This window comes from Winogradskyella algicola (genome assembly GCF_005869935.1).
Lineage (GTDB): Bacteria > Bacteroidota > Bacteroidia > Flavobacteriales > Flavobacteriaceae > Winogradskyella > Winogradskyella algicola.
Genome location: NZ_SZQF01000011.1, coordinates 19,460 through 44,859, shown reverse-complemented (window position 1 = coordinate 44,859; position 25,400 = coordinate 19,460). Strand labels below are relative to the sequence as shown.

Genomic DNA, 25,400 nt, shown 5'->3' with positions numbered 1-25,400 from the left:
AAGATGAAGACGAGAATTACTATACTACTAGCGGCTCTTTTTGTAAGCTTCAATATTAGTTTAGCTCAGCAAGATGAGGAGTGCATGAATAACTTATCGATTTTTGATAGTTATGTAAAGACAAAAAAATATGATGATGCCTACGAACCATGGAAAATAGTTCGTGAGAAGTGTCCAAAATTTAACAGAGCTATTTATGTTCATGGTGAGAAAATTTTAACACATAAAATTGAAAATTCAACAGGAACTGAACAAGTTGCTCACATTAATGACTTAATGAAACTTTACGACCAGAGTAGAGAGTTTTTTCCATCAAAATACGATTTAGGTGAAGTTTTAGTAGATAAAGCAAACTTAGCTTACAAGTACAGAGATGAACTTGGAATTTCTGTTGAAGATGAATATAAAATGTTTCAAGAAGCTTTTGATAAAGATAAAAAGAGCTTTACTAATGCAAAAGGACTTTACACATATTTTTCTTTAGCGGTAGATTTGTTTGACCTAGGTATATTACCAGCGCAAAAAATGTTTGATAAGTATGATGATATAATTGAAATCATAGAAAATATTGTTGATGAGAACACTTCAAAGCTGAATGCATTGGTGCAAAAAGAAGAAGGCGGTAATACCTTAAGTAAAAAAGAAGGAAGACTTAAAAATTATTATGAATCTAGTATAAACGCTTTTGAAGAACAAGTTATACCAAGTATGGACAAGAAGTTGGGAGATAGAGCTACTTGCGATGTATTAATTCCTTTGTACGAAAAGAATTATGAAGATAACAAAACTGATGGTATTTGGTTACAAAGAGCAATGAACCGTATGTATGCTAAAGGCTGTAAAGAAGATCCTTTATTCTTAAAGTTAGTTCAGCAAAAGAACAGTATTGAGCCAAGTGCAGATACATCGTACTACTTATATCTTTTAACTGGTGAGCAGAAGTATTTTGATCAAACCTTAGATTTAGAGTCAGATCCTTTAAAGAAAGCAAAGCTTTACAAAAAATTAGCTAATGAGTTAAAGGCTAAAGGAAGCTATGGCAGAGCTAGACAGTACTACATGGAGTCTATGAAATTAAATCCATCTGACGGTTCACCTTATTTAGCGATCTCAGCAATGTACGCAAAGAGTGCTAACAGTTGTGGTGACACTAACTTTAACAAAAGAGCAGTATTCTGGTTAGCAGCTTTAGAAGCAGAAAAAGCAGGTAGAGTAGATGGTCGTTTAAAATCTGCCGCAGCAAAATCTGCCGCTAGTTATAGAGCAAGTGCACCTTCTAAATCAGATATATTTACAGAAGGTAATGCAGGGCAAACTATTAGAATTGGATGTTGGATAGGACGTTCTGTAACAGTGCCAAATATTTAATGAGAATCAAAAACTCACATATTATATTAGACTTAGTCACAGCATTAGCTGTGACTTTGTTTTTTTCGTGTGAAAATAACTTTAACGATGTAAAGAATGTAGGAGTTCTTCAAAATCAACCTATAGGTGAAGCCGAAAGTATCGATTTAAAGTATACTGAATTTATTAAAGATTCGGTAAGACTAAAAGCAAATCTAATTAGCTCTAAAATGCTCGATTATTCTAATCGAGATTTTGCGTTTTCTGAATTCCCAGAAGGAATTTTATTAAAACTCTATGACGATGACGGTAAAATGACAACCATTACCTCACGTTATGCTATTTTTTATACAGATACAGATATTATAGATTTAAGAGGTAATGTTACTATAACAACACATCAAAACGAAAAACTGGTAACAGATCAGTTGTACTACAACGAAAAGTTAGAGTGGGTATTTACAAACGAACCTTGGGTGTTTAATAGATCTCAAGGTCCATTGCATGGAATAGGGTTCGATTCTGATAAAGACTTTAAGAATTTTCAGATGTTGGAAATGGGTGGTGATTTTGAACTCGATAATTAACTATCTTTGTAACTTAGTTTTACTTAGATAAATTACACATGAAACTTCTTAAGATATTTCAATTCGCTTACATCATCTTTGCTATTCTATTTCTTTGGGATGCAATCACAAATTGGTCTGTAGATAGAAACAGGTCATACATGTCTTTATTTTTTGTTGCACTGGCAGTGTTCATGTTCTTTTTTAGAAAGCGTTTCGCAAGCAAATTTCAAGATAGAAACAAAGATTAACTTATGACTTTAGATATAGTCATAATTATAGTTACACTTATATTTTCAGCATTCTTTTCTGGGATGGAAATAGCTTATGTGTCTTCAAATAAAATACATATTGAGCTTGAGAAAAAACAGGAAGATTTTCTTGGAAAAATATTAACCAAGTTAACAGCAAAACCGTCTAAATACATTGCTACAATGCTAATTGGTAACAATATAGCATTGGTTATTTATGGTCTAAAAATGGGTGATGTCTTAGTAAAATGGTTTCAGTCCATGTTGCCATCAGACAGTACGGTTTTAAACTATCTTTTTTATGATTTACAATTGTTAACCCAAACTGTAATATCAACGTTTATTATTTTAATCACTGCCGAATTTTTACCAAAGGTGTTTTTTCAAATTTATGCGAATACCTTAATGAAAATTTTGGCACTACCAACCTATGTGTTTTATATAATTTTTAGTTGGATTTCTGATTTTGTACTCTGGATATCTGATGCGGTTTTAAAATATGTTTTTAAAGCTAAAGGTGAAGATGTCGTACTGGCAATGACCAAGGTAGAACTAGGAAATTATATTAGTGAGCAAATGGAATCTGTCGAAGACCATGAAGAGGTTGACAGTGAAATACAGATTTTTCAAAATGCGTTGGAATTTTCCGAAGTAAAAGCCAGAGAAGTTATGGTGCCGCGTACAGAAATCTCTGCTGTAGATATTTCAGAATCTATTGATAATTTAACGCAACTTTTCATCGAAACAGGGCGAACAAAAATCATTGTTTACAAAGATAACATAGACGATATTTTAGGCTATGTACATGCCTTTGAGTTGTTTAAAAAACCAAAGGATATTAAGTCTATTATTATTCCTGTTAGTTTTGTTCCTGAAACTATTTTGATAAAAGATGTACTTAATATTTTAACCAAGAAGCGTCAAAGTATTGCGGTAGTTATTGATGAGTATGGTGGTACGTCTGGCCTTATGTCTGTAGAAGACATTGTTGAAGAATTATTTGGTGAGATTGAAGATGAACATGATACTCTAGAAATGACCGAAGAACAAATTGACGAAAACACCTATAGATTCTCAGCAAGGTTAGAAGTAGATTATATAAATGAAGCTTATAAATTAGACCTTCCAGAAGGTGAAACCTATGAAACTTTAGGTGGCTTAATCGTTGATGAAACCGAAGGAATCCCTGAAAAAAACGAAGATATTTTAATTCATAATTTTAAGTTTACCATTGAAGAAGTGTCTTCAACCAAAATAGATATTGTAAGACTTAAAATCCTCGATGTAGACTAATAATAACAATAGCTTACAAAAACTATACTTCTCCTTTTATTATTTCTTAGAAAATACTATTTTCGCAGACTTATTTATACGAAAAATTTAAGAAATGGCAATTTTAAATAAAATTAGACAACGTTCACTAATCTTAATATTAGTAATAGCATTAGCACTATTTGCGTTTGTTATACAAGGAGTAATTGATAATCCAAATGCATTCTCAGGTTCTCAAGGTGTTGTTGCAACGGTAAATGGAAAGGATATTGATAGAACTGAATTTCAGCAAAAAGTGAAGAATTACCAAGATAGAGCTGGTGGAAGAATTTCTTCAACTCAGGCGATGAATGCTATCTACAATCAAGAGTTACGCAATATCATTCTAACTGAAGAGTATGAGGCACTTGGTTTGTCTGTAGAAAAAGATGAAATGCGCGATTTACTTAAAAACAGCTTTCAGTCTTACCCAGAGTTTCAGGATGAAAACGGTAATTTTGATGTGAACCGTTTAAACGCTTTCATTAGTAACTTAAAAGATATTAGTCCAGATTCTGCTCCATTAACTTCTGCAGGACAATCATTCAATATCAATTACGATATCTGGACTAATAACGAGCAATCTATTGCAACAAATGCACTTCAGCAAACGTATTACAATATGATTAAGGCTGGAGTAAGTACTACTATAGCTGAGGCAGAAGACGAGTACTTAGCTGATGCTAAAAATGTAGATATTCGCTTTGTTCAAATTCCATATACAACTATTGCAGATAGTTTAGTGCAAGTGTCTAAGTCTGATATTAAGGCTTACATGAAAGATCATGAAGAGCAATTTAAAGCAGATGCAAATAGAGAAGTTGTTTATGTAGAATTTAAAGAGGAAGCATCTAAAGAAGACGAGGAAGCTATTAAAACCGCACTTTTAAAATTAAAAAGTGATACTGCAGAATATAACGATAGTAGTGGAAATACTGATACTATTCCAGGTTTTGATAGTGTTACCGATGTTGCTGAGTTCATTAACTCTAATTCAGACATTAAATTTAATGATACATTTTTAAGAGCAGCACAAATTCCTGCTGTTGCTAAAGATAGTTTAATGAAGTTGCAGGTAGGTGAATATTATGGACCTTACAGAGATGGTGAGTATTTTAAACTTTCAAAAATGCTTGCTAAGCAGCAAATGCCAGATACGGTAAAAGTAAGACACATTTTAATACCATTTGCTGGTGGCCAGAGAGCAGACGCGTCTATTACTAAAACACCAGAAGAAGCTAAGAAAACAGCAGATAGTATATTAGGAAAAATTAAAAGTGGTACTAAGTTCTTAGATTTATTAGAACTTTCATCAGATAAAGTAAGTAATGAGGATGATGGTGAAATAGAATTTGCTTACAATGCAGGAATGGCACCAGAATTTAAAGCATTTGCCTTTGATAACAAGAAAGGTGATATTGATGTTGTTGGTACATCTTTTGGATATCATATTATTGAAATATTAGAGCAAAAGAACTTTAACGATACTTATAAAATTGGAACATTAGCAAGAAAAATAGAACCATCTCAAAAAACATTGGATGAGGTATTCAACAGTATGTCTAAGTTTGAAATCGCTGCAAAGGATGGTGATTTCACAGAATTAGCTAAGGAACGTGAGTTGGCTGTAAAACCAATAACGTTTAAAGAATTAGATGAAAATATTCCAGGTTTAGGAAGTCAGAGACAGGTTGTACGTTGGGCATTTGAAGAAACTACAGATGTTGGCGATTACAAAAATTTCCCAATCTCTGGTTTTGGATTTATCGTTGCAAAATTAGTTGAGAAGAACGAAGAAGGTTTAATGAGTGTTGAAGATGCGTCAGTTTCTGCTTTACCAGAAATTAGAAAAGAGAAGAAGGCTCAAATGATTCGTGAGAAGATTAAGGCATCTTCTGTAGATGAAATTGCTAAGAATCAAGGTCAGAGTCCTAAAACAGCTGCAGCTCTTACTTTAAAGAACACAACGCTTGCAGGTGCTGGTGTGGAGCCAAAAGTAATTGGTGCTGCATTTGGTTTAGAGCAAGGTAAAACGTCTAAACCTATAGATGGAGAAAAAGGTGTTTATGTAATTGAAGTTACCAAAGTAACTGAAGCTACTGAGTTAGACAACTACACATCTATAATGAACAGGCTAAACGCAACAAGACGTGGTGCTGTACAAGGAAAAGTTTATCAGGCATTAGAAAAAGCTGCAGATATCGAAGATAACAGAGCGAAAACAGTTTACTAAAATATAGTACATTATAAAAAAGGCTTCACAGAAATGTGAAGCCTTTTTTATTTCTAATAACTTGCTATTTGTCTAAAAATCTAAAAATCTAAAGATCTAAAAGTCTAAAACCTATTATTTTGCCATTTCAGTGAAAGGAATGATAACATCTAGTCCTTTTGATTTAAAGTAGTTGCTAGGATCACTTTCTGAAGTTACTAAGATAAAGTCTCCTCCCCAAGCACCTAAACTCTTCATGCATCCATTATAATCACTAAAAAATCTTGATTTAATAGGTGTTTGATTAATTAATTGACCTATTAGTTCTTCATGTTTAGTTATCAGATTTTCAAAAATAGAAAGTTCAGTGCAATTGATAATACTTTCCGTAAGCCAAATGACTTCACTAATTATGTTACTATTTAGTTTATTTAATGCTCTGTAAGCTTTAATGCCATCTCTACTATTTTGCTTTTGGTTGAGATAGACAAAGTATAGGTTGTTCTTAAAAGATGGATTAAACTCAACTGCGTTAACAATAGGCGAATTAGTTGGCTTTAACTGAAATGTAATTGGTGTGTTGTGCTGAGCACAAGCAATATCGTAACCACTACCGCCAAAAGTTTTTTCTAAAAGTTGATAAGCATTAACATCTGCCCATTGCGCAATATTGTTTATCAATGTAGAGGAGGTTCCCAGACCCCATTTTCTGTTAAACTCTAAATGCGTTGAAATCTTATACCCTTTTAGAGTTTTTAAAAAGTTAGGATTTAGTTGCTGAACGGATTCAAGAATCTGTACTAATCGAGAAGAAATATCATTATCATTCCCAATGGTTTTAAGAATCTTACCATTTTCTAAAGTGAAACTATTTTCAAACCAAACATTTCCCTTTTCATCATAGCTTTTCCAGATTAAGGTATTGTTGTTGTCTTCTTCAATTTTAAGACTTTGACCATATTTTGTTGGTATGGCTAATGATTTTGCACCATCAAGCACAACGTATTCACCAGTGATTAATAATTTTCCGTTGCTTTTATAATATAATGTGCCTTCGAGTGCCTCAGGCACCGGTTTGTTCAACTTATTGTTGTCCTCGTATTTTTGATGGCTGAGGTTCTCGAAGCCACCATCTTGATTTTTCTTATCTCTATAAGCCAAAGAAAGTTCTGGTAATTTATCAGAGTTGTTGTTTATTAAAGCTTCTTTTTTCGCTCTACTCCAACCTTGAATTTGTTTCTCTCTGTAAAAAGCATCATCTATTCTTTGAAACTCTTCAATATATTTTAGCGCTACAGGTAGACGCTTTTTTGTATGATTAGCACCTTTACCTTCATTGTGTTCTGCAATACGTTTTTCAACGTCAATAGTACTACCAGTATAGTAAGAACCATCAGCGCATTCTAATATATAAACGTATCCTTTTGGCATTTATATGATTAATAATGTGACTTCGACTACGCTCAGTCACCAGTTTAAATTAAATTTCCCTTATATTTTCAATGGCTTCAACAACTGCACTATGTGTTACCACATTAGTTTTAAAATGCTCTACTATTTTTTCTTTTTCTTCTGAGGTAGCTTCAAACTGATTTAATATATTCATTAAATGCATCTTCATATGACCTTCTTGAATACCAGTAGTAGTTAAGGATTTTACAGCAGCAAAATTCTGAGCTAAACCTGCTACAGCAACAATTTGCATTAAATCTTTTGCTGATGGCTTTTCAAGCATTTCTAAAGCAAACTTTACTAATGGATGTAAACTTGTTAAGCCACCTACTGTACCTAAAGCAAGTGGAATTTCAATCCAAAATTTAAAAGTATCGTCTTCAATAGAACAGTGCGTTAAGCTTTTATATTTTCCATCTTTTGAAGCGTATGCATGCACACCAGCTTCAACTGCTCTAAAGTCGTTACCTGTTGCTAAAACCACAGCGTCGATACCGTTCATTATACCTTTGTTGTGTGTTACAGCTCTGTAAGGTTCAATTTCAGCGATGTTAACCGCTTGTTTAAACTTCTCTCCAAACAGTGATGGGTTTGTTATGTCTTTACTTTTTAAATCAGTGATAGGGCAAGACACTTCAGCTCTAACCAGACAATTAGGTACATAGTTAGAGAGAATACTCATTACGATATTTACGTCGTTTTCTAATTGTGCTTGCGCTTCGGCCTTAAAGGTTTTAGCAAATTGTTCTAAACAAGAATTTATAAAGTTGGCACCCATTGCATCTAGTGTTTCAAACGTAGCATGCAATTGGTAGTAGTGCTCTAAGTCTTGGGTTTTATTTTTAAGTTCAATATCTAAAATACCACCACCACGACGTTCCATGTTTTTAGTGATGGCTCTGGTGTCTTCAATAAGTTTTGGTTTTACAATTTCGAAGAAAGATTGTAACGCTTCGAAATTACCAGTATATGTAAAATGAACTTGACCAATTTTTTCTGTCGAAATCACTTCAGCCTTAAAGCCACCTCTATCTAGCCAAAATTTTGCCGCCTTACTAGCTGCTGCAACCACAGAACTCTCTTCTATTGCCATTGGTATAGTGTAAAGCTTGTTGTTAATCGAAAAGTTAGGTGCTACACCAAGAGGTAAATAATAATTAGTAATGGTGTTTTCTATAAACTCATCATGAAGCTTTTGAAGTTTTGCATCGGAATTCCAATACTGTTGCACTAGGTTTCGAGCACTTTCCTTGTTTGAGAAATAAGTGTCTAAAAGCCATTCGATCTTTTTAGATTTAGATAGTTTAGAGAAGCCAGAAATAGCGGTTGGCATAGTTAAATTGATTTTGAATTGCAAAGATACTTAGGATTGGCATAAAATGTGTCCCTATTCCACTATTATTGCCGATTTACTGTTAATAATGCCTGATTTTTGCATATTTTTTAGTAAACTTGGCATTGCTTTATTGAAAAAAGATTAATATGAAATTGAGATACTTCGTAGCCATTGTTGGATTTCTAACTACCTCCTTGATTTACAGTCAGGATAAACAAATTACCCTCGAAGATATTTGGAGTGGAGCCTTTAGAACAGAAGGCATGCAAGCCTTACATTCTATGAATAACGGTACGCAGTATTCCGTATTAAACTACAACAGACAAAACGGTACAGCTACCATAGATATTTACGATTACAAAACCTTAGAAAAGGTAAAAACCTTGGTGTCTTCTGAAGATATACCAGAGATACGAGGTTTTTTTGATTATACGTTTAGCAAAGATGAGTCTAAAGTGGTTTTAACAACCAACGAAATTCCTGTCTACAGAAGATCTGCTTTAGGTGAATATTATGTATACGATATCAATACGAAGCAGTTGACTAAGGTGTCTGATCAAATGGTGCAAGAACCAACTTTATCGCCAGATGGAACTAAAATTGCTTATGGGTTTGAAAATAATCTCTATATAAAAGATTTAAATTCAGGTAAAGTAACACAAATCACTGATGATGGTGAGAAGAATAAAATTATCAATGGTATTACAGATTGGGTTTATGAGGAAGAATTTAGTTTTGTGAGGGCGTTTGATTGGAATGCAGATAGCAACTTAATCGCTTTTATACGTTTTGATGAATCTGAAGTGCCAGAGTTTTCTATGGATGTTTATGGTTCTGGTCTTTATCAAACACAGCAGGTTTTTAAGTATCCTAAAGCTGGTGAGAAAAACTCTAAAGTATCACTTCATTTATACGATTTACAGGCAAATAAACTACAAGAACTTGAGGTTGATAAGACTTATGAGGACTTTTATATTCCAAGAATAAAGTGGACAAACGATCCTAATGTGCTAAGTGCCCAATACATGAACCGTCATCAAAATGAATTAGACCTCTGGTTTATAGATACCTATGCTATAGATTATGAATTAGTTTTGCAAGAAAAGGATGATGCGTATATCGATGTAACCTTCAATCTAACATTCCTGAAAGATAATAGCTTTATCTGGACGAGTGAAAAAGATGGTTTTAATCATATTTATCACTATGACAAATCAGGAAAGTTAATCAATCAGGTAACAGATGGCAATTGGGAAGTTACAGATTATTATGGCTTTAATGAAAAGGCCAATACTATTTATTATCAATCTACTGAAAACGGTTCCATAAACAGAGATGTGTATTCCATTAAGCTAAATGGTAAGAATAAAACACAATTAACAAAAACCGAAGGCACTAATAGTGCGTCTTTCAGTGCTGATTTTACTTATTTTATCAATACGCATTCTAGTGCAACCACACCTTACGAATATACCTTGCATGATTCTAAGAATGGAAATCTTGTAAAAGGAATTAAGGATAACGATCGCTTAGCTCAAAAAGTAGGAGACTATGTAACGTCTAAAAAAGAGTTTAGTACTATAAATGTTAATGGCAACGATTTAAATATGTGGATGATAAAACCTGCTGATTTTGACGAAAATAAGCAGTATCCATTATTTATGTATCAATATTCGGGTCCAGGTTCTCAGCAGGTTGCCAACCGTTGGAATGGTGCTAATGATTATTGGTATCAAATGCTGGCACAACAAGGCTATATTGTAGTCTGTGTTGATGGTAGAGGAACAGGTTTTAAAGGAGCAGACTTTAAGAAAGTAACGCAGAAAGAATTAGGGAAATATGAAGTTGAAGACCAAATAGAAGCGGCTAAAAAGTTAGGGTCACTGCCTTATATAGATGCTTCTCGCATCGGAATTTGGGGTTGGAGCTATGGAGGTTTTATGAGTAGTAATGCTTTATTTAAAGGCAATGACGTGTTTAAAATGGCCATTGCAGTAGCACCTGTTACAAGTTGGAGGTTTTATGATACTATTTACACAGAACGTTATATGACCACACCAGATGAAAATCCTAGTGGTTATGACGACAATTCTCCAATAAACCACGTCGATAAATTAAAAGGTGATTTCTTATTAGTACATGGTACAGGAGATGATAATGTACATGTGCAGAATACCATGCGTATGGTTGAAGCTTTAATACAAGCAGATAAGCAATTTGAATGGATGATTTATCCAGATAAAAATCATGGAATATATGGTGGTAACACAAGATTACACCTTTATAAAAAGATGACAAATTTTATCCATAAAACTTTAGGTGATAAAAGAGAAAATACTCTTAAAGAAGAAAAAGAGTCATCTAAGATTAAAGGCTAGCTAATAATAACTAACTAAATTAAATTATATGTCAACAGCAATTAAACAACCGCATCAAAAAGAACTATTTGGGCATCCAGTAGGTTTATTCATTTTGTTTTTTACCGAAATGTGGGAGCGTTTTTCTTACTATGGTATGCGTGCCATACTAGTATTATATTTAGTAGCTCAGACTACTAGTGATAATGCAGGTTTGGGTTGGACCAATGGGGAGGCACTAGCGCTTTATGGTTGGTACACTATGTTGGTGTACGTAGCTTCTATACCAGGTGGATGGATAGCAGATAAGTTTTTGGGTCAAAAGAAATCTGTTTTATATGGAGGTATCTTATTGGTAGCTGGTCATAGTATCCTTGCAATAGAACAAATGTGGGCGTTTTACACAGGTTTAGGTCTAATTATTGCCGGTGTTGGAATGTTAAAACCAAACATTTCTACAATGGTTGGTGGATTGTATAAACAAGGGGATATTAGACGTGATAAAGGGTTTACGATTTTTTACATTGGTATAAATATTGGAGCCTTCCTTTCAAGTTTAATTGTCGGTTATGTTGGGGAAGTACATGGTTGGCATTACGGATTTGGTCTTGCTGGTATTGGAATGGCTCTAGGATTATTGCAATATCTAATAGGTCAAAAATACTTAAAGACTGTCGGGAATTTTTCTGGAGATTCTGAAGATGAAGAAGAAAAAGCCGCTATGAAAAGACCGTTAACTAAAGTTGAAAAAGATAGAGTTGTTGTTCTATTCATTTCGTTTTTATTAGTTATCGTTTTTTGGGGCGCTTTTGAGCAAGCAGGTGGTTTAATGAATATATATGCTATGGACAATACCAATAGGATGTTAATGGGATGGGAAGTTCCTGCATCGTGGTTTCAATCCTTAAATGCCATGTTTATAATATTCTTGGGGACTTCAGTTGCAGGCTATTGGGCTAGCCGAAAATTAAAGGGAAAAACAGCAACATCATTATTTAAGATGATTATTGGTCTCATAATCATGGGAACAGGGTTTTTCTTTATGTCTGCTGCATCAGCTCAGTTTGAAAGTACAGGGTCTTCTGCAATGTATTGGTTAGTTTTAGCCTACTTGTTTCATACTGTAGGTGAACTTTGTATTTCGCCAGTAGCATTATCTTATATAACGAAGTTAGCGCCATTGAAGTATGCTTCTTTAATGATGGGTGTATACTTTGCTATGACTGGCTTTGGAAATAAATTAGCAGGATTATTAGGTGAGGCGTCAGAAAAGTTAGGTGAGTTTACCATCTTTACAGGTATTGCAGTTTTTTGTGTTGCATTTGGGCTACTGGTCATGGTTTTCAGAAAGAAATTAGAAAAATTAACACACGGTGCGGAAGACAACGAGCATGAAATGCTTGAAGCAGAAAAGTACGAAATAGCAGATCCAGACATTAATAACTAACAATAAATCAATTCCCTTATAGATTTTCTTTTACAAGGGTTTTCTCTACTAACTAAATACTTTAAGATTTATGAATAATTCATCCGAAAATTTCTTCGAAACTAAAGTAATGGGACATCCGGCAGGTTTATTTGTTCTATTCTTTACCGAAATGTGGGAGCGTTTTTCGTATTACGGAATGCGCGCTATTCTTGTCATATTTTTAACAGGTGCTCTTGTTGGTGATAATCCTGGTTGGGGTTGGGATAAGCCAGCAGCCTTATCGCTATTAGGAACGTACGCTATGTTTGTTTATTTAACACCAATTCTTGGTGGTTGGTTAGCAGACAATAAAATTGGCTATAGATTAGCTGTTGTTATAGGTGCACTGCTTATGACACTTGGACACGCATCTATGGCAGTAGAAACACCTACTTTTCTTTACATAGGAATTGCCCTTTTAATATTAGGAAACGGTTTTTTTAAACCTAATATGACATCAATAATATCTAAAATGTATGAAGGTCATGATGAAAAGAAAGATGGCGCGTATAATATCTTTTATATGGGAGTAAACGCTGGTGCTTTTCTAGGAATTATGCTTTGCGGTTGGCTTGGCGAAAACGTAGGTTGGAGTTATGGCTTTGGATTAGCTGGTATTTTTATGTTTTTAGGTATGGTTCAGTTTTATTATGCTCAGCCATTATTTGGAGATGTAGGCGCCAGACCTAAAAATGAGAAGAAGGGTATAATAGATACATTGTCTGAAGGTTTAGAAGCTTCTAAAGAAAAGATAAGTGGTAAGCTGAATCATTTTGTGACTGTTGATTATGTTTTAATAGGTGTTTTTATCATTTCTGTACTCATTTTTATAGTTAACGATCCATTGAGTAAAATAGGTGGCATCAATACACTTAATTTTACAGTTGCAGGTATGACTGACTCACTGTTTTTTGCATTATTAGCTGCAATTGTATTTGTTATAATTCTAGTTGTAAGAATTCCTCGTTACGAAAGAGTTGTTAGAGACCGAATGATTGCTTTTACGATCTTCTGTATTTTTACAATCTTCTTTTGGGCAGCCTTTGAGCAAGCAGCGGGTTCATTGCCGATTTACACTAGAGATTTTACTGATAGAGTTTTAGAAGGAAACGCAGCTTCAATATTCAAAATAATAGATGCAATTGTGACTATTGTGCCTATCGGAATTATAACCTATGTTTTAATAAGCTTATTTAGACAAACATTTAGTAGAATAGGTTTTTCAAATATTGTTTTAGCAATAAGTTTTGTTATTATCTGGGCTTTGGTAATCTATAAGCTTTATATCAATTTTAGTGCAGAAGCTAAAGAAGTTGAAATAACATGGTTCGCAATTCTTAATTCATTATTTATTATTGTTTTTGCTCCATTATTTACAAAATGGTGGGATAGTAAATACAACCCGCCAGCATCTGTAAAATACGGTTTGGGCCTCATAATCATGGCTATTGGCTTTGGGTTGTTAGCCTTTGCTACCAGAAATGTACCTTTAGGTGCAGAAACAGCAAAGTTGAGTATGATTTGGCTAGTGCTGGCTTATTTATTTCACACACTTGGTGAATTATGTTTGTCACCAATGGGATTATCATACCTAAGTAAATTAGTGCCAGCTAGAATGGTGGCATTTATGTTTGGTGTATATTACTTAGCAATAGCGATAGGTAATAAAATGGCGCATTATGTAGGTGGTGATATTGAGAAAATTACAAAAGAAGATGGTCTGTCATATTTCTTCTTAATATTTACAGTTGTGCCAATTGCATTAGGACTGGTCTCATTTGCATTACATCCATTATTAAAGCGTTTAATGCACGGAGTACGTTAGTACTTACCGTTAAAAATAATAGAAAATGCTCCACATTAGGAGCATTTTTTGTAAGTTCGGTACAAGATTTGCAACAAATTAGTTACTGAAATAAATTCAGCATAAAAATGAAAAAAATAAAATTACTTATAGCCTTTATAGCTTTTGGAACATTGGTTTCGTTTCAAAACGCAAGTGAACCCTTAGAAAAAGAGATTAATTGGATGACTTTAGAGGAAGCTATTAAGCTTCAGGAAAAAGCACCTAAAAAAATTATTATGGATGTGTACACCAATTGGTGTGGCCCTTGCAAAATGCTTGATAAACACACATTTCATAATGCGGATGTTGTAGATTATATAAATAAGCATTATTATGCCGTAAAATTTAATGGTGAAGGTAATGACACCGTAACCTATAAAGACAAAACATACTCCAATCCTAATTACGATCCTGCAAAGGCAAATAGACGTAATAGTGCCCACGAGCTAACGCGTACACTTGGTGTAAGAGCATACCCAACAATGGTGTTTTTTGACGAAAAGGGTGAGTATATTGCCCCAATTTCTGGATATTTAAAACCACGCCAAATAGAATTGTACTTAAAACTATTTAAGACAGATAAGTACAAAGAAATGGATACCCAAGAGAAGTTTAATGAGTATTATAAAAACTTCGAACCTTCTTTTAAGGAGTAGTGGTTTTATTTCAAGATAAATGCTCCCTTTTCATTAGTATAATGGAAAGGGATTTTTTTGTTTCTACATGTAGTTTTCCAACGTTTTATGTAAGACTTGTAATTACTTGCATCTGCAATAATTTGCTCAGGTTTAATACTATCAATAACTCTTTCTAAATTAACTTTTGGTGAATCACGAAGTAAGATGAGGTCTGGTTGAAAAGACAGATTTCTGTATACTCCTAAACTATCTATAATTAATAATCGCTTGTTTCTGAATTGATAAATACCTTGCAGATTAGATTGAGCTACACTGTCAATTAATTCCCCAACTTTATAATTCTTGATAATGTTATCATTTTTAAGTTTTGAAGTATCTAGATTATGATGAACCACAAGTCTGTCTCTCTGTTTAAATCCTACAACAGAAAAGCGACTTTTGTTAAAAACGATAATAGCTTCATCTTTATTTTGAAACTTATTAAAAAGATAAGTGCCTTGCAAAGCAATAATGCTAACAAGGCAAATAGCCAACCATTTAAAAGTTCTTAATTTATAAATCTGAATACCGCTTATTATTATGCTATAAGCACACAACACCTGAGTTAAAGTAAAGGGAATGTCTTTAAATAAAAAGTCTTCAAACTGAGCTACCCAAGCTATAAATCCGTTTAACGATTCTATAATTAAACTATAAATTTCAACTATAGGTTTAGGAAGAAAACCAACTAAAGCCATAGCAATTACAAAAAGACCAAAACCAAGAATTAATCCTAAAAACGGAATCACCACAAGATTAGATATAAAAAACAAGCCAGGAAACTGATGAAAATAGAATAGACTAATCGGTAGAACACCAGCTTGTGCTGCTAATGTTACTGTAAATATTTGCCAAGGTTTATCTAAAATCCAATATTTGGGCTGCCAGAGTCTATATAAAATAGGTTGAATACTCACAATGCCTAAAACCGCTAAATAGCTCATCTGAAAACCAACTTCAAACAAAAATGTAGGCTTTACAAGTAGAATAAAAAAGGCTGAAATGGCTAGTGTGTTGTAAATATTTGTAGGTCGTTTAAGATGCATGGCAATGCTTATAATACTAAACATTGCAACTGCTCTTGTTACAGATGGTGACAAACCCGCAATAACGGCAAATAACCAAAGTATAGTAATAATAATTATTGGTCTAAGAACGTATCCGTATTTAAAGAGTAGTAGAGGTCTAAAAACAAAATTGAGAATCAGTAATAAAATTCCAACATGCAGACCAGAAACCGCTAGAATATGAATAGTGCCAGAATTCACATAATTATTATAGATGCTTTTATCAATTGTCTGTCTTTGACCTAAAAGTAATGCGTTAATAATACTTAAAACTTCATCCTTAAAACCAGCATCAATCAATTTTTTGTTGATGGAAGTCCTAAATAAGTCAGCATAACCATAAACAGTATTAGGTTGGTCAAAAAGAATTAAGAATTGATTGTGTTGAAGATAAATTTGACTATAAACTTGTCTTAGTTCCAAATATCTGCTATAATCAAATTGATGCGGATTCAGCGGTTTCTGAATATCTTTTAAAACTGATTTAGTGTAAATAATAGCATCAACAAATAGTGGGCTTGATGAAGAATCTCTTTTAATATTAATAAGTAGTTGTCCTGATGCTTCACGCTTATTAGCAGAAATCAATGAAGCAATATACTTATCGTTATAGAGATCTGATTTTAGGCGCTCTTTGATTTTTAATCTTAATTCAATTGAGGCATTAAAATCTAAGTTGCTGTAATGGGTTTGTTGGATCTTCTCGTTCTCAAAATTATAAGCATTAATTCCTAGGCTTATCATGCAGAAATAAGAAATTAATCCAAAGAGTGGTTGTTTGCTATGCTTGCCTTTTAGTATTAAATAGTAGAGAAAAAGTATAGCCATTAAACCTAAGGATAGGTAAATGGCTATGCTAAAAATTGGTTTAAAATAATGGGCAATACAAATGCCTAGAATAAGACAAACTGTAAGTTTTATTATGGTAAAATTTAGTAACTTCATGATTGTGAGTTACTAATATAATAAAATTTGTAGTCTGTTTCTTATTTATAGTATAGGTTGTTTATCTTCTAGGCTATTCATAAATGCAATAATATCTTTTATTTCATTTGGTTGTAAGTTTAATGAATCTGGAGGGAGAGTTTGGTATTCAAATTCTAAGCCCAGACCAGCACCACCTCCGTTATTATAAAAATCCATTAGGGTTTCTAAATCTGCGTAAGCACCATTGCGCATATATGGTGCAGTTTTAGAAATGTTTCTAACCGTTGGTGTTTTAAAAAAGTGCTTTCGCTCTTCGGTTTTAAACACATCATACCTTCCAAAATCTGTGTCTGCAATAGCAGGCAAATTGGTTGATTTTGGTACACCTAACAGTTCAAACTCGGTTTCTGTAAAACTTGGAGGCACTGTACCATTAAATACTGGAGCAAAATGACAAGTAGCACATTTTGCTTTGCCCATAAATAGATTAAAACCATTAATCTCAGATTGGCTAATAGTTTGCTCAATGTCGTTGATGCTATTGTCAAATTTAGAGTTGAATGTATTCAAACTTCTAATGTATACTGCAATAGCATTTCTAATATTAGCATCTGTAACACCATTTGGATATAGTTTGTTGAAGAATTTAACGTAAGTGCTATCCGTTTTTATTACCGTTTGCAAATTTGATAAATCGCTATGAAACTCGTTAACATTGTTTACCACATCTACAATTTGCCCTTCTAAATTACCTGTTCTTCCATCGTAGAAAAAGCTTTGCTGCAATGCAGCATAGGTTAACGTTGGTGTATTGCGTTTCTGCTTTGGAAAAATCTTTAAACCATCTGTAAACGCTAATTCTTGTTTGTGGCAAGTTGCACAACTCATCGCATTGTTGGCTGATAGTTTCTTGTCATTAAAAAGTGCCTTTCCTAGCTGTTGTTTATTTTGTTTTAAAGAATCAACTTCTATATAGTCTGCAAAAAAATCGATATTAAAAGTGTTATTAGAAAATAGCGATGTCATTGTATTGTTGAAAGCTAATTCAAAAGGGAACTCTACATTCCAATCTTTCACAGTATTATTGAGTAGTGCTAGTTGCTTATGTGTATGATTTTTAATGAAATGATACCTGTCAAAACTATTAAAGTCTCCTTGAAGTGCTTTAATTGATGCGTTAATTTCAGTATTCCACTTTTTTAATAACGCTGGGTCAGAAAAGTTTTCAGTATATGTATTAAAAATACTTTCTATGGTTGAATAACCCAGTTGAGCTTCGGTTAAAGAAGCTTCTAATACGGGCGAATCAAAACCAGTAATACCAGTTAGAGCAATTCTAGCAATTTGATCTCTAATAAGCCAAATGACATGATAATCTTTAAGCTTTACATAGGTGTTTTGTTCAATAAGCTGTAATCTATTTTTGGTTTTTTCGGTAATTTTTGCAACAGATTTAAGGTCTAAAGGTTCTTCGTGCAGTTTTTCTTCTATAACCTGAAAACCAAATGGTTTTTTGATTTTTATGTCTGTCGCGTCTTCCTCTTCAACTTTTAAAATGTTAGGTGCATTTAAGGACATGTAATTGTTTTTGTCTACAAATGCCAAAATAGGTTCAATACTTTTAAAATTGTTTCTAGCATCTTTGTAATTAGAAAGAGCGGTTTCAAAACTTGTTGCATTTTCAAGTGCCTCAAGAGCGTTAATGCATTGGCTCAACTTTGTCTTATAGTGGTTTTCTAAAAGCGCAAGTGGAGTTGCTTTCTCATTTTGAGATACAGCAGTATAATCTTTGTCGTTTTTGCAACTGTAATTTAAAGCAAAAAGGCATACCAGTAAAATGTATGCCTTTTTTAATGTGGTTATATTCATCTTATCTATCTAATCCTTGTAATACGTATAACATACTTCCTTCTTTTCTGCTATCTGCTGCTGGGTTGGCATTAGGGTCAGTAAAAGCAGAACCATCTGCAGGTTCCCAACCGTGATTTTGGGTAATTAAAACAAAGGATTCATCTATACCAATGATATCCGAGATATCAATCATACCAGTTAATTCCCAAACACCAGTAGTGGTACCGTAGCCTTGAGCAGAAGCTGTTTCTTGGTCGCATTCTAGTACAACTTTTAGGGCACCAGTATTTAGGTTATATTGATATAGACGAGCGTAGTGCATTTTGTCTGCATTATCAAAGTAACCATTTGGATCTTCTTGAATGTACGCATAGTTTTCTGTTACTAAAATATTGTCTGGGCTATGAAAAGCTTTAGCGATGCCATTTTGTAAATCACCGTCTAATACGCATGTTATTGTACCAGCACCTGTAGGATCATTATCATTTAAAACAACTTTATATATACGGCCGTAAATTGTCCCTTTACCTACTAAATCTGGCTTTTTTCTGCCAGTAACACAGAAATAAATTTCTCTATTGTTTGATGCAGAGCCTCTTCTCCAATCAATATCTTCTAGTCTAGAAAAGCCCATTACCCCTTTGTTTTTAGCTTCAGCATCTAACAAATCGATATTAGTTTCGTTTAAAGCAACAAAATCAATTGGGTAAGATTGCCCTTCTTGCATATCCATTTCAAAGTTAATACCAGCTTGTGTTACTCTTAGTCCGTAAAGCTGTCCACCATTTAAATCAGCAAAGTCACCAACATACATACCTAATTGTCCAGAAGGAATTGCGTTGTCTGAATGATCGTCGCCAATAAAAGCAACCGTTTTATTTGGGTAAGCATCTTTGCCTATTACCACAGCATTTTCTGTAGACCATTGCCCAAAAGCAGGCAACATTAACGCAGAAGAGGCAGAGTTTGCAGGTTTATAAGGGTCTGTTGCAAATACACCTTTGGATGCACCTCCCCATTCACCACCAGAAAGATATAGTGGGCCAAATCCATGCTCTTCCATTGTGATTAAAGAGCCAGAGCATTGAGCAGTAGCAGCAGTGGCAGCGGCATTAAGTATATATTCGCCAGCGATAGGTTTAAAAGTTTCATCTAATGTAACTCTAGCAATAGAGTAATCTGCCTCAATATTATTTATAAGCGTGTAAGTGTTGTCTGAGTTTTTTAAGAGGCCAGCACCATCTGCCATAGAACCATATACAAAGTTTGGTGTGTCTGCTAGCTGATCTTCGGAAGATAAAAAATTATAGATACTTACGTTAGAAAACTCAGGTTCTAGTTTTAAAAAAACTGGTGTCTGAGAGTGAGAGTTTAACTCAACCAAATTTTGAGGTTGGCTGTTGTTATCATCGTTTTTGCACGATGCAAAACAAGCAAAAATGACTAATAATGTAATGTGTTTTAATGTTTTCATTGTAGTTATATTGATTAATTAATACAAAACTACTTGGACAGTATTAACACATTTTCAATGCATCATTAAGAAAAAGTATTTCTATCGTAAACTTTGTTATTTAATTATTAATAAATAGAATGATAATAAATAAGTCGTATCATTAAAGTACGCGCCTAGCCTGCACAAATGCAAAATACCAGTATTTTTCTGCTAAAGAAGAAATCATAACTCCTCTACTTGTTGAGGCATGTATGAATTCTACATTACCAGTTTGTACATTGGTTACAATACCAACATGATTAACTTTTCTGCTATTTTTTTTTGTAGCAAAGAAGACCAAGTCACCAACATTAACTTCTTTTAGATCTACCCAATCTCCATAAGAGGATAGGCTACCAGTTGTTCTTGGTACAGAAACGTTATTGTTTTTAAATGTAGTGTAGACCAATCCAGAGCAATCCATACCACGCTTTGTAGTGCCACCATACTTGTAACGTGTGCCATTAAACTTTTTAGCATATCTGGCAATAGCTACTCCTTCTTGTGTAGGTTTAATATTTGGGTTTACTTTTACTGTATGTGTTTGTCGCTTGTTTGCGGTAGAATATGATTTTTTGGCTTTACAACTCGTTAAGACGGTAATAACACAAATAAGTAATATAATTTTTTTCATAAGATTTTATATACTGAATACTATCTACTGAATACTGTTTACTGATTCAACAATAAGTTTAGCCGTTTTTGCACTTGCTCCTTTACCTCCTAGTTTCTTTTCAAGTTCAAAATAATCTAAAAATAATTGGTCTCGTTTATCTGAATTTAAAATAGCGTTTAACTCCTGTTTTAAACGCTTTTTGTTGAGATTACCTTGTATAAGCTCAGTAACAACTTCTCTGTCCATAATAAGGTTTACGAGCGAAATAAATTTTAAAGTAATAATGCGCTTTGCAATATGATAAGAAATAGCATTTGCTTTATAGCATACAACTTGCGGAACTTTATATAATGCTGTTTCTAAGGTGGCAGTACCAGATGTCACCAAAGCAGCATAAGAAATGCTCAGCAGGTCATAGGTTTTATTGGAAATGAAACTAACGTTGTTCTTTTTGATAAAGGTTTTGTAAAACTCATAATCTTGACTCGGAGCACCAGCAATTACAAATTGATAATCTTTAAAATCATCAACCAGGCTCAGCATAACACCAAGCATTTTGGTGATTTCTTGTTTTCTACTTCCTGGCAATAATGCAATAATAGGTTGATTATTTAACCGATGTGTTTTTCTAAATTCAGTTTCGTCAACTTGTGGTCGGTCTGCAATGGCATCAATTAATGGATGGCCAACAAAATTAACATCATAATCATACGTTTTATAAAACGCTTTTTCAAACGGAAGGATACAATACATAGCATCCACATCACGTTTTATTTTTTCAACACGACTTGCTCTAGATGCCCAAACCTGAGGAGAAATATAATAGTGCGTTCTAAAGTTTTGTTCTTTTGCCCATTTGGCAATTCTTAAGTTAAAACCAGAATTATCTATAAATATGATGACATCTGGTTGAAACTGCGCAATATCTTTTTTGCAGAATTTTATATGACCAGAAATTTTTCTAAGATTCATAATCACTTCAGCAAAACCCATAAACTGACGCTCCTTATAGTGCAACACCAATTTACCACCAACCTCTTTCATTAAATCACCTCCCCAAAAACGAATATCGGCTTTACGATCTTCTTTTAATAAAGCTTTCATAAGGTTAGATCCATGTAAATCGCCAGAGGCTTCGCCAGCAATGATGTAATATTTCATTATTAATTAAAAAATTTAATAATCATAGTTATTATAAAAATTAACATTGTCGCTATAAGAACACCTTGCGCTCTATGATCTTTTTTCTTTCTTAAAAAGAAAAAGAAAAGCGCCAGATTAGGCAAAGCACCGAGACTAATCATCTTGGTTAAAATACCACGATGTACACTTTGCCTTAACACTAATAGCCAATCATCGTCATTTCCAAAAATTTGTGTAGTTATTAAAAGCCCTAAAAATGTACCAATAATAGCAACTAAAAACCCAATAGCTATATCTTTATTTAAATTTGCATTTTTAGTTGGTGTTAATGTCATTTCATTCTGAAGATTAATTCAATTTCCATGTATTGAGGGATTGAATAGTATGATGAGCAGTTAAATCAAACTGAACAGGAACAATTGATACATAGCCATGTTCTAAAGCCCATTCATCTGTGTCTTCACCATTATCCATATTCACAAATTTTCCTGCTAACCAATAGTATTCTCTACCCATTGGATTAATACGTTTATCAAACTCTTCAACCCAATTGGCGCGTGCTTGTCTACAAACTTTTATACCCTTAATATCTTTTTTGCGAAGGTTGGGTAAGTTGACATTCAATACCACTCCATCAGGTAAGCCATGTTCTAAAACTTGTCTGGTAATGGTTTCAACAAAAGATTTGCAATGCTCAAAATTAGCATTCCAGTTATAATCTAAAAGCGAGAAACCAATCGCTGGAATCCCTTCGATACCAGCCTCTAAAGCAGCACTCATAGTACCCGAATAAATCACATTTATAGAAGAGTTAGAACCATGATTAATGCCAGAAACACAAATATCTGGTTTACGATCCAAAATTTCTCTAACTGCCAGTTTAACACAGTCGGCAGGTGTGCCAGAGCAGCTGTATTCTGGCTGTTTTCCGTCAATATTTACTTTTTCTATGTAGAGTGTTGAGTTTACAGTAATAGCATGTCCCATGGCACTCTGCGGACTGTCTGGTGCAACGACCACAACATCTCCAATAGCGTTCATTATACTAATTAGTGTACGTATGCCAGGAGCAGTTATGCCATCATCATTAGTCACTAAAATTAAAGGGCGATTTGCCATAATCTACTAGAGGTTTTAACTAGCGTAAAAATACTAAAAACCTTAAGAAGTAGAAGTATTTATACCTTTAACAAAAAATTAGTGCCATGATTTTTTATGGCATGGTTTTTTCTTCTATTTTAGTAACATTAATCACTATCCACTTATTGTAATTAGAAAAATTAGAAACATGAAAGGGAATTATAAGTTTTTACTGTTGGCATTTTTAATAGCATTTGCCTCATGTAGCTTTACGAGTAAGAAATTTGATGATAATCCAGATAAAGATAAATTGCTTATACAGCTAATTACCTATGTACTGGATAATGGTCATTTTAATCCACAAGATTTAAATGATAATTTTTCTGAAAATGTATTTGAAGATTACTTAAATCAGTTAGATCCATTTAAGCGTTATTTCTATGAGTCTGACATCAAGGAATTTGAGGCCTTTAGAACACAATTAGATGATCAGATTAAGGATTACGATGTGGCATTTTTCAATTTAACGCACGAGCGTTTGTTAAAGCGAATTGAAGAGTCTAAAGCTATTTATGCAGAAATTTTAGAAAAGCCATTCGATTTTACAAAAGACGAAAGTTATACGGCTGATTATGAAACCTTAGAGTACGTTAAGAGCAAGCGCGAAATGAAAGAGCGTTGGAGGCAACAACTTAAGTTTTCAACCATTGCTAATTATGATGATGCCATTTCACAGCGAAATACAGATCTAGAGGCCAATGCGCTTCCAGAAAGTGTCTTTTCAGCTCAAAATGAAAAATCAAAACCAAAAGAAAAAAAATCTTTAAAAGCCCTAGAAAAGGAAGCAAGAGAAGCAACAAAACGTTCTCTTGATGAGTTATACGATTTCATTGATGACAGACAACGCAAAGATTGGTTTGCGGTTTACATCAATGCCATTGTTGAAGAGTTTGACCCACACACATTCTATTTTGCACCAGAAGACAAAGACCGTTTTGATGTAGCGATGTCTGGTAATTTTGAAGGTATTGGAGCTAGACTTCAAAAGAAAATGGACGCTATTATGGTAAATGAAATCATTAGTGGTGGTCCTGCTTGGAGAGCTAATGAATTAGAAGTAGGTGATCAAATCTTAAAAGTACGTCAATCAAATGAAGAAAAGCCAGTGAATATTGTTGGTATGCGTCTCGATGATGCTATTAAGTTGATAAAAGGACCAAAAGGTACAACAGTAGTTTTAACCCTAAAGAAAGTTGATGGTACTATCGAAGATATTTCAATTACTAGAGATATCGTAGAATTGGAAGAAACCTATGCAAAGTCATCTACTGTTATAAAGGATGATAAAAAATTTGGCGTCATAAACCTTCCAAAATTTTATGTCGATTTTGAAGACTATAAGAACAGAAATGCTGCATCAGATATAAAACAAGAAATTATTAGATTAAAGCAAGAAGGCGTTGAAGGTTTAGTGCTCGACTTAAGAAATAATGGTGGCGGATCTTTGCAGACGGTTGTAGATATAGCAGGCTTATTTATAGAAGAAGGACCTGTGGTGCAGGTTAAAGAGACTGGCCAGCCAAAAGAGGTTTTAAAAGATAGAGACAAATCTATTGTTTGGGATGGGCCTTTGGTGATTTTGGTAAATGAATTATCGGCTTCAGCATCTGAAATCTTAGCGGCAGCAATGCAAGATTATAAACGTGCAATAGTGATTGGTAGTAAGCAAACTTACGGAAAAGGAACTGTTCAGAATGTGTTAGACCTAAACCGATTGGTTCGAAATAATTCCAATGGAGATTTAGGAGCATTAAAGTTTACAACGCAGAAGTTCTATAGAGTAAATGGAGGTTCTACCCAGCTAGAAGGTGTTAAGAGTGATGTGGTAGTGCCAGATAGATATAGCTATATCGATATAGGTGAAAAAGATCAAGAAAACCCACTGCCTTGGGATAAAATAGATGCTGTAGATTATGATGTTTGGGGTAATTATTTTGATTACGATACTACTATTGCTAAAAGCAAGGCACGTATGGCAGCTAACGAACAATTAAAGTTAATCGATGCTAATGCTAAATGGGTAAAGAAAATAAGAGATCGCGAGAGCTATTCTTTAAATTATGAAAACTACAAAAGAGAAATGGAGCTCAATGAAGAAGAGGCAAAGCGTTTTGAAAAATTATCAGAGTATCAAACAAATCTAACCTTTACCTCATTGCCATACGAAATTAAGCTTATGGAACAAGACTCTGTGCTTAAAGAAAAGCGTAATCGCTGGCATCAAAGTTTAGCCAAGGATGTTTATATCGAGGAGGCTCTAAATGTACTGCACGATTTAAAAATGACCTATGCTATAAAAAATAAAGTAGCAGAAGTAAAGAATTAATTAAAATTTGGA

At 33.7% G+C, this 25,400-nt stretch carries 18 protein-coding genes; 9 read left to right on the top strand and 9 right to left on the bottom strand.

What is annotated here, in order from left to right; all coding sequences use genetic code 11:
* The first annotated feature begins 3 nt into the window (after window positions 1–3).
* From FC091_RS14670 to FC091_RS14650, 4 genes are all read left to right on the top strand, one after another.
* The gene (locus tag FC091_RS14670) at window positions 4–1,368 is read left to right on the top strand and encodes a hypothetical protein (protein ID WP_138435084.1); all 1,365 of its coding nucleotides are present in this window, start codon (window positions 4–6) and stop codon (window positions 1,366–1,368) included.
* Complete coding sequence (gene lptC / locus FC091_RS14665; protein WP_138435082.1) at window positions 1,368–1,934, top strand: LPS export ABC transporter periplasmic protein LptC; 567 nt, start codon at window positions 1,368–1,370, stop codon at window positions 1,932–1,934. Before FC091_RS14670 ends, lptC begins: the two co-directional genes overlap by 1 nt.
* A gap of 233 nt (window positions 1,935–2,167) precedes the next feature.
* Complete coding sequence (locus tag FC091_RS14655) at window positions 2,168–3,457, top strand: hemolysin family protein (protein WP_138435077.1); 1,290 nt, start codon at window positions 2,168–2,170, stop codon at window positions 3,455–3,457.
* Between the two features lie 94 nt (window positions 3,458–3,551).
* A complete protein-coding gene (locus FC091_RS14650) occupies window positions 3,552–5,708 on the top strand; it encodes a peptidylprolyl isomerase (RefSeq protein WP_138435075.1) in 2,157 nt (718 codons plus the stop codon).
* Between the two features lie 114 nt (window positions 5,709–5,822).
* Here FC091_RS14650 and FC091_RS14645 read toward each other — a convergent pair whose 3' ends face one another.
* Entirely contained in the window at window positions 5,823–7,118 is a 1,296-nt protein-coding gene (locus FC091_RS14645) for a GYDIA family GHMP kinase (RefSeq protein WP_138435073.1), read from the bottom strand.
* Between the two features lie 49 nt (window positions 7,119–7,167).
* Entirely contained in the window at window positions 7,168–8,484 is a 1,317-nt protein-coding gene (locus FC091_RS14640) for a hydroxymethylglutaryl-CoA reductase, degradative (RefSeq protein WP_262708979.1), read from the bottom strand.
* A gap of 137 nt (window positions 8,485–8,621) precedes the next feature.
* Here FC091_RS14640 and FC091_RS14635 point away from each other — a divergent pair, with 137 nt between their 5' ends.
* The 4 genes from FC091_RS14635 (at window position 8,622) to FC091_RS14620 (ending at window position 14,802) form a co-directional block, all read left to right on the top strand.
* Entirely contained in the window at window positions 8,622–10,853 is a 2,232-nt protein-coding gene (locus FC091_RS14635) for a S9 family peptidase (protein WP_138435069.1), read from the top strand.
* A 28-nt stretch (window positions 10,854–10,881) separates the two neighbouring features.
* A complete protein-coding gene (locus tag FC091_RS14630) occupies window positions 10,882–12,279 on the top strand; it encodes a peptide MFS transporter (RefSeq protein WP_138435067.1) in 1,398 nt (465 codons plus the stop codon).
* A gap of 70 nt (window positions 12,280–12,349) precedes the next feature.
* Window positions 12,350–14,125 (top strand): peptide MFS transporter, encoded by a 1,776-nt coding sequence (locus FC091_RS14625; protein WP_138435065.1) that lies wholly within the window; start codon window positions 12,350–12,352, stop codon window positions 14,123–14,125.
* A 107-nt stretch (window positions 14,126–14,232) separates the two neighbouring features.
* Window positions 14,233–14,802: a thioredoxin family protein gene (locus FC091_RS14620; RefSeq protein WP_076617959.1), complete on the top strand. Its 570-nt coding sequence runs from the start codon at window positions 14,233–14,235 to the stop codon at window positions 14,800–14,802.
* A 5-nt stretch (window positions 14,803–14,807) separates the two neighbouring features.
* On the opposite strand, the gene FC091_RS14615 is transcribed toward FC091_RS14620, so the two are convergent.
* The 7 genes from FC091_RS14615 to surE all read right to left on the bottom strand — a co-directional run bounded on the left by FC091_RS14615 (window position 14,808) and on the right by surE (window position 23,041).
* Window positions 14,808–16,835 carry a ComEC/Rec2 family competence protein gene (locus FC091_RS14615; protein ID WP_138435063.1) on the bottom strand — a complete coding sequence of 676 codons (2,028 nt, stop codon included), beginning with the start codon at window positions 16,833–16,835 and terminating at the stop codon, window positions 14,808–14,810.
* Window positions 16,836–16,880: 45 nt separating this feature from the next.
* On the bottom strand, window positions 16,881–18,686 hold the full coding sequence (locus FC091_RS14610) for a cytochrome-c peroxidase (RefSeq protein WP_138435061.1): 1,806 nt from the start codon (window positions 18,684–18,686) through the stop codon (window positions 16,881–16,883).
* 1 nt (window position 18,687) lies between these two features.
* Complete coding sequence (locus FC091_RS14605) at window positions 18,688–20,142, bottom strand: alkaline phosphatase PhoX (protein WP_138435059.1); 1,455 nt, start codon at window positions 20,140–20,142, stop codon at window positions 18,688–18,690.
* 142 nt (window positions 20,143–20,284) lie between these two features.
* Window positions 20,285–20,797 carry a C40 family peptidase gene (locus FC091_RS14600; protein WP_138435057.1) on the bottom strand — a complete coding sequence of 171 codons (513 nt, stop codon included), beginning with the start codon at window positions 20,795–20,797 and terminating at the stop codon, window positions 20,285–20,287.
* Window positions 20,798–20,821: 24 nt separating this feature from the next.
* Entirely contained in the window at window positions 20,822–21,940 is a 1,119-nt protein-coding gene (gene lpxB, locus FC091_RS14595; protein ID WP_138435055.1) for a lipid-A-disaccharide synthase, read from the bottom strand.
* Window positions 21,941–21,942: 2 nt separating this feature from the next.
* Window positions 21,943–22,257: a hypothetical protein gene (locus FC091_RS14590; protein WP_076617944.1), complete on the bottom strand. Its 315-nt coding sequence runs from the start codon at window positions 22,255–22,257 to the stop codon at window positions 21,943–21,945.
* A 13-nt stretch (window positions 22,258–22,270) separates the two neighbouring features.
* Window positions 22,271–23,041 carry a 5'/3'-nucleotidase SurE gene (gene surE, locus FC091_RS14585; protein WP_138435053.1) on the bottom strand — a complete coding sequence of 257 codons (771 nt, stop codon included), beginning with the start codon at window positions 23,039–23,041 and terminating at the stop codon, window positions 22,271–22,273.
* Window positions 23,042–23,210: 169 nt separating this feature from the next.
* Here surE and FC091_RS14580 point away from each other — a divergent pair, with 169 nt between their 5' ends.
* Entirely contained in the window at window positions 23,211–25,388 is a 2,178-nt protein-coding gene (locus FC091_RS14580) for a carboxy terminal-processing peptidase (protein WP_138435051.1), read from the top strand.
* The last annotated feature ends 12 nt before the right edge of the window (window positions 25,389–25,400 follow it).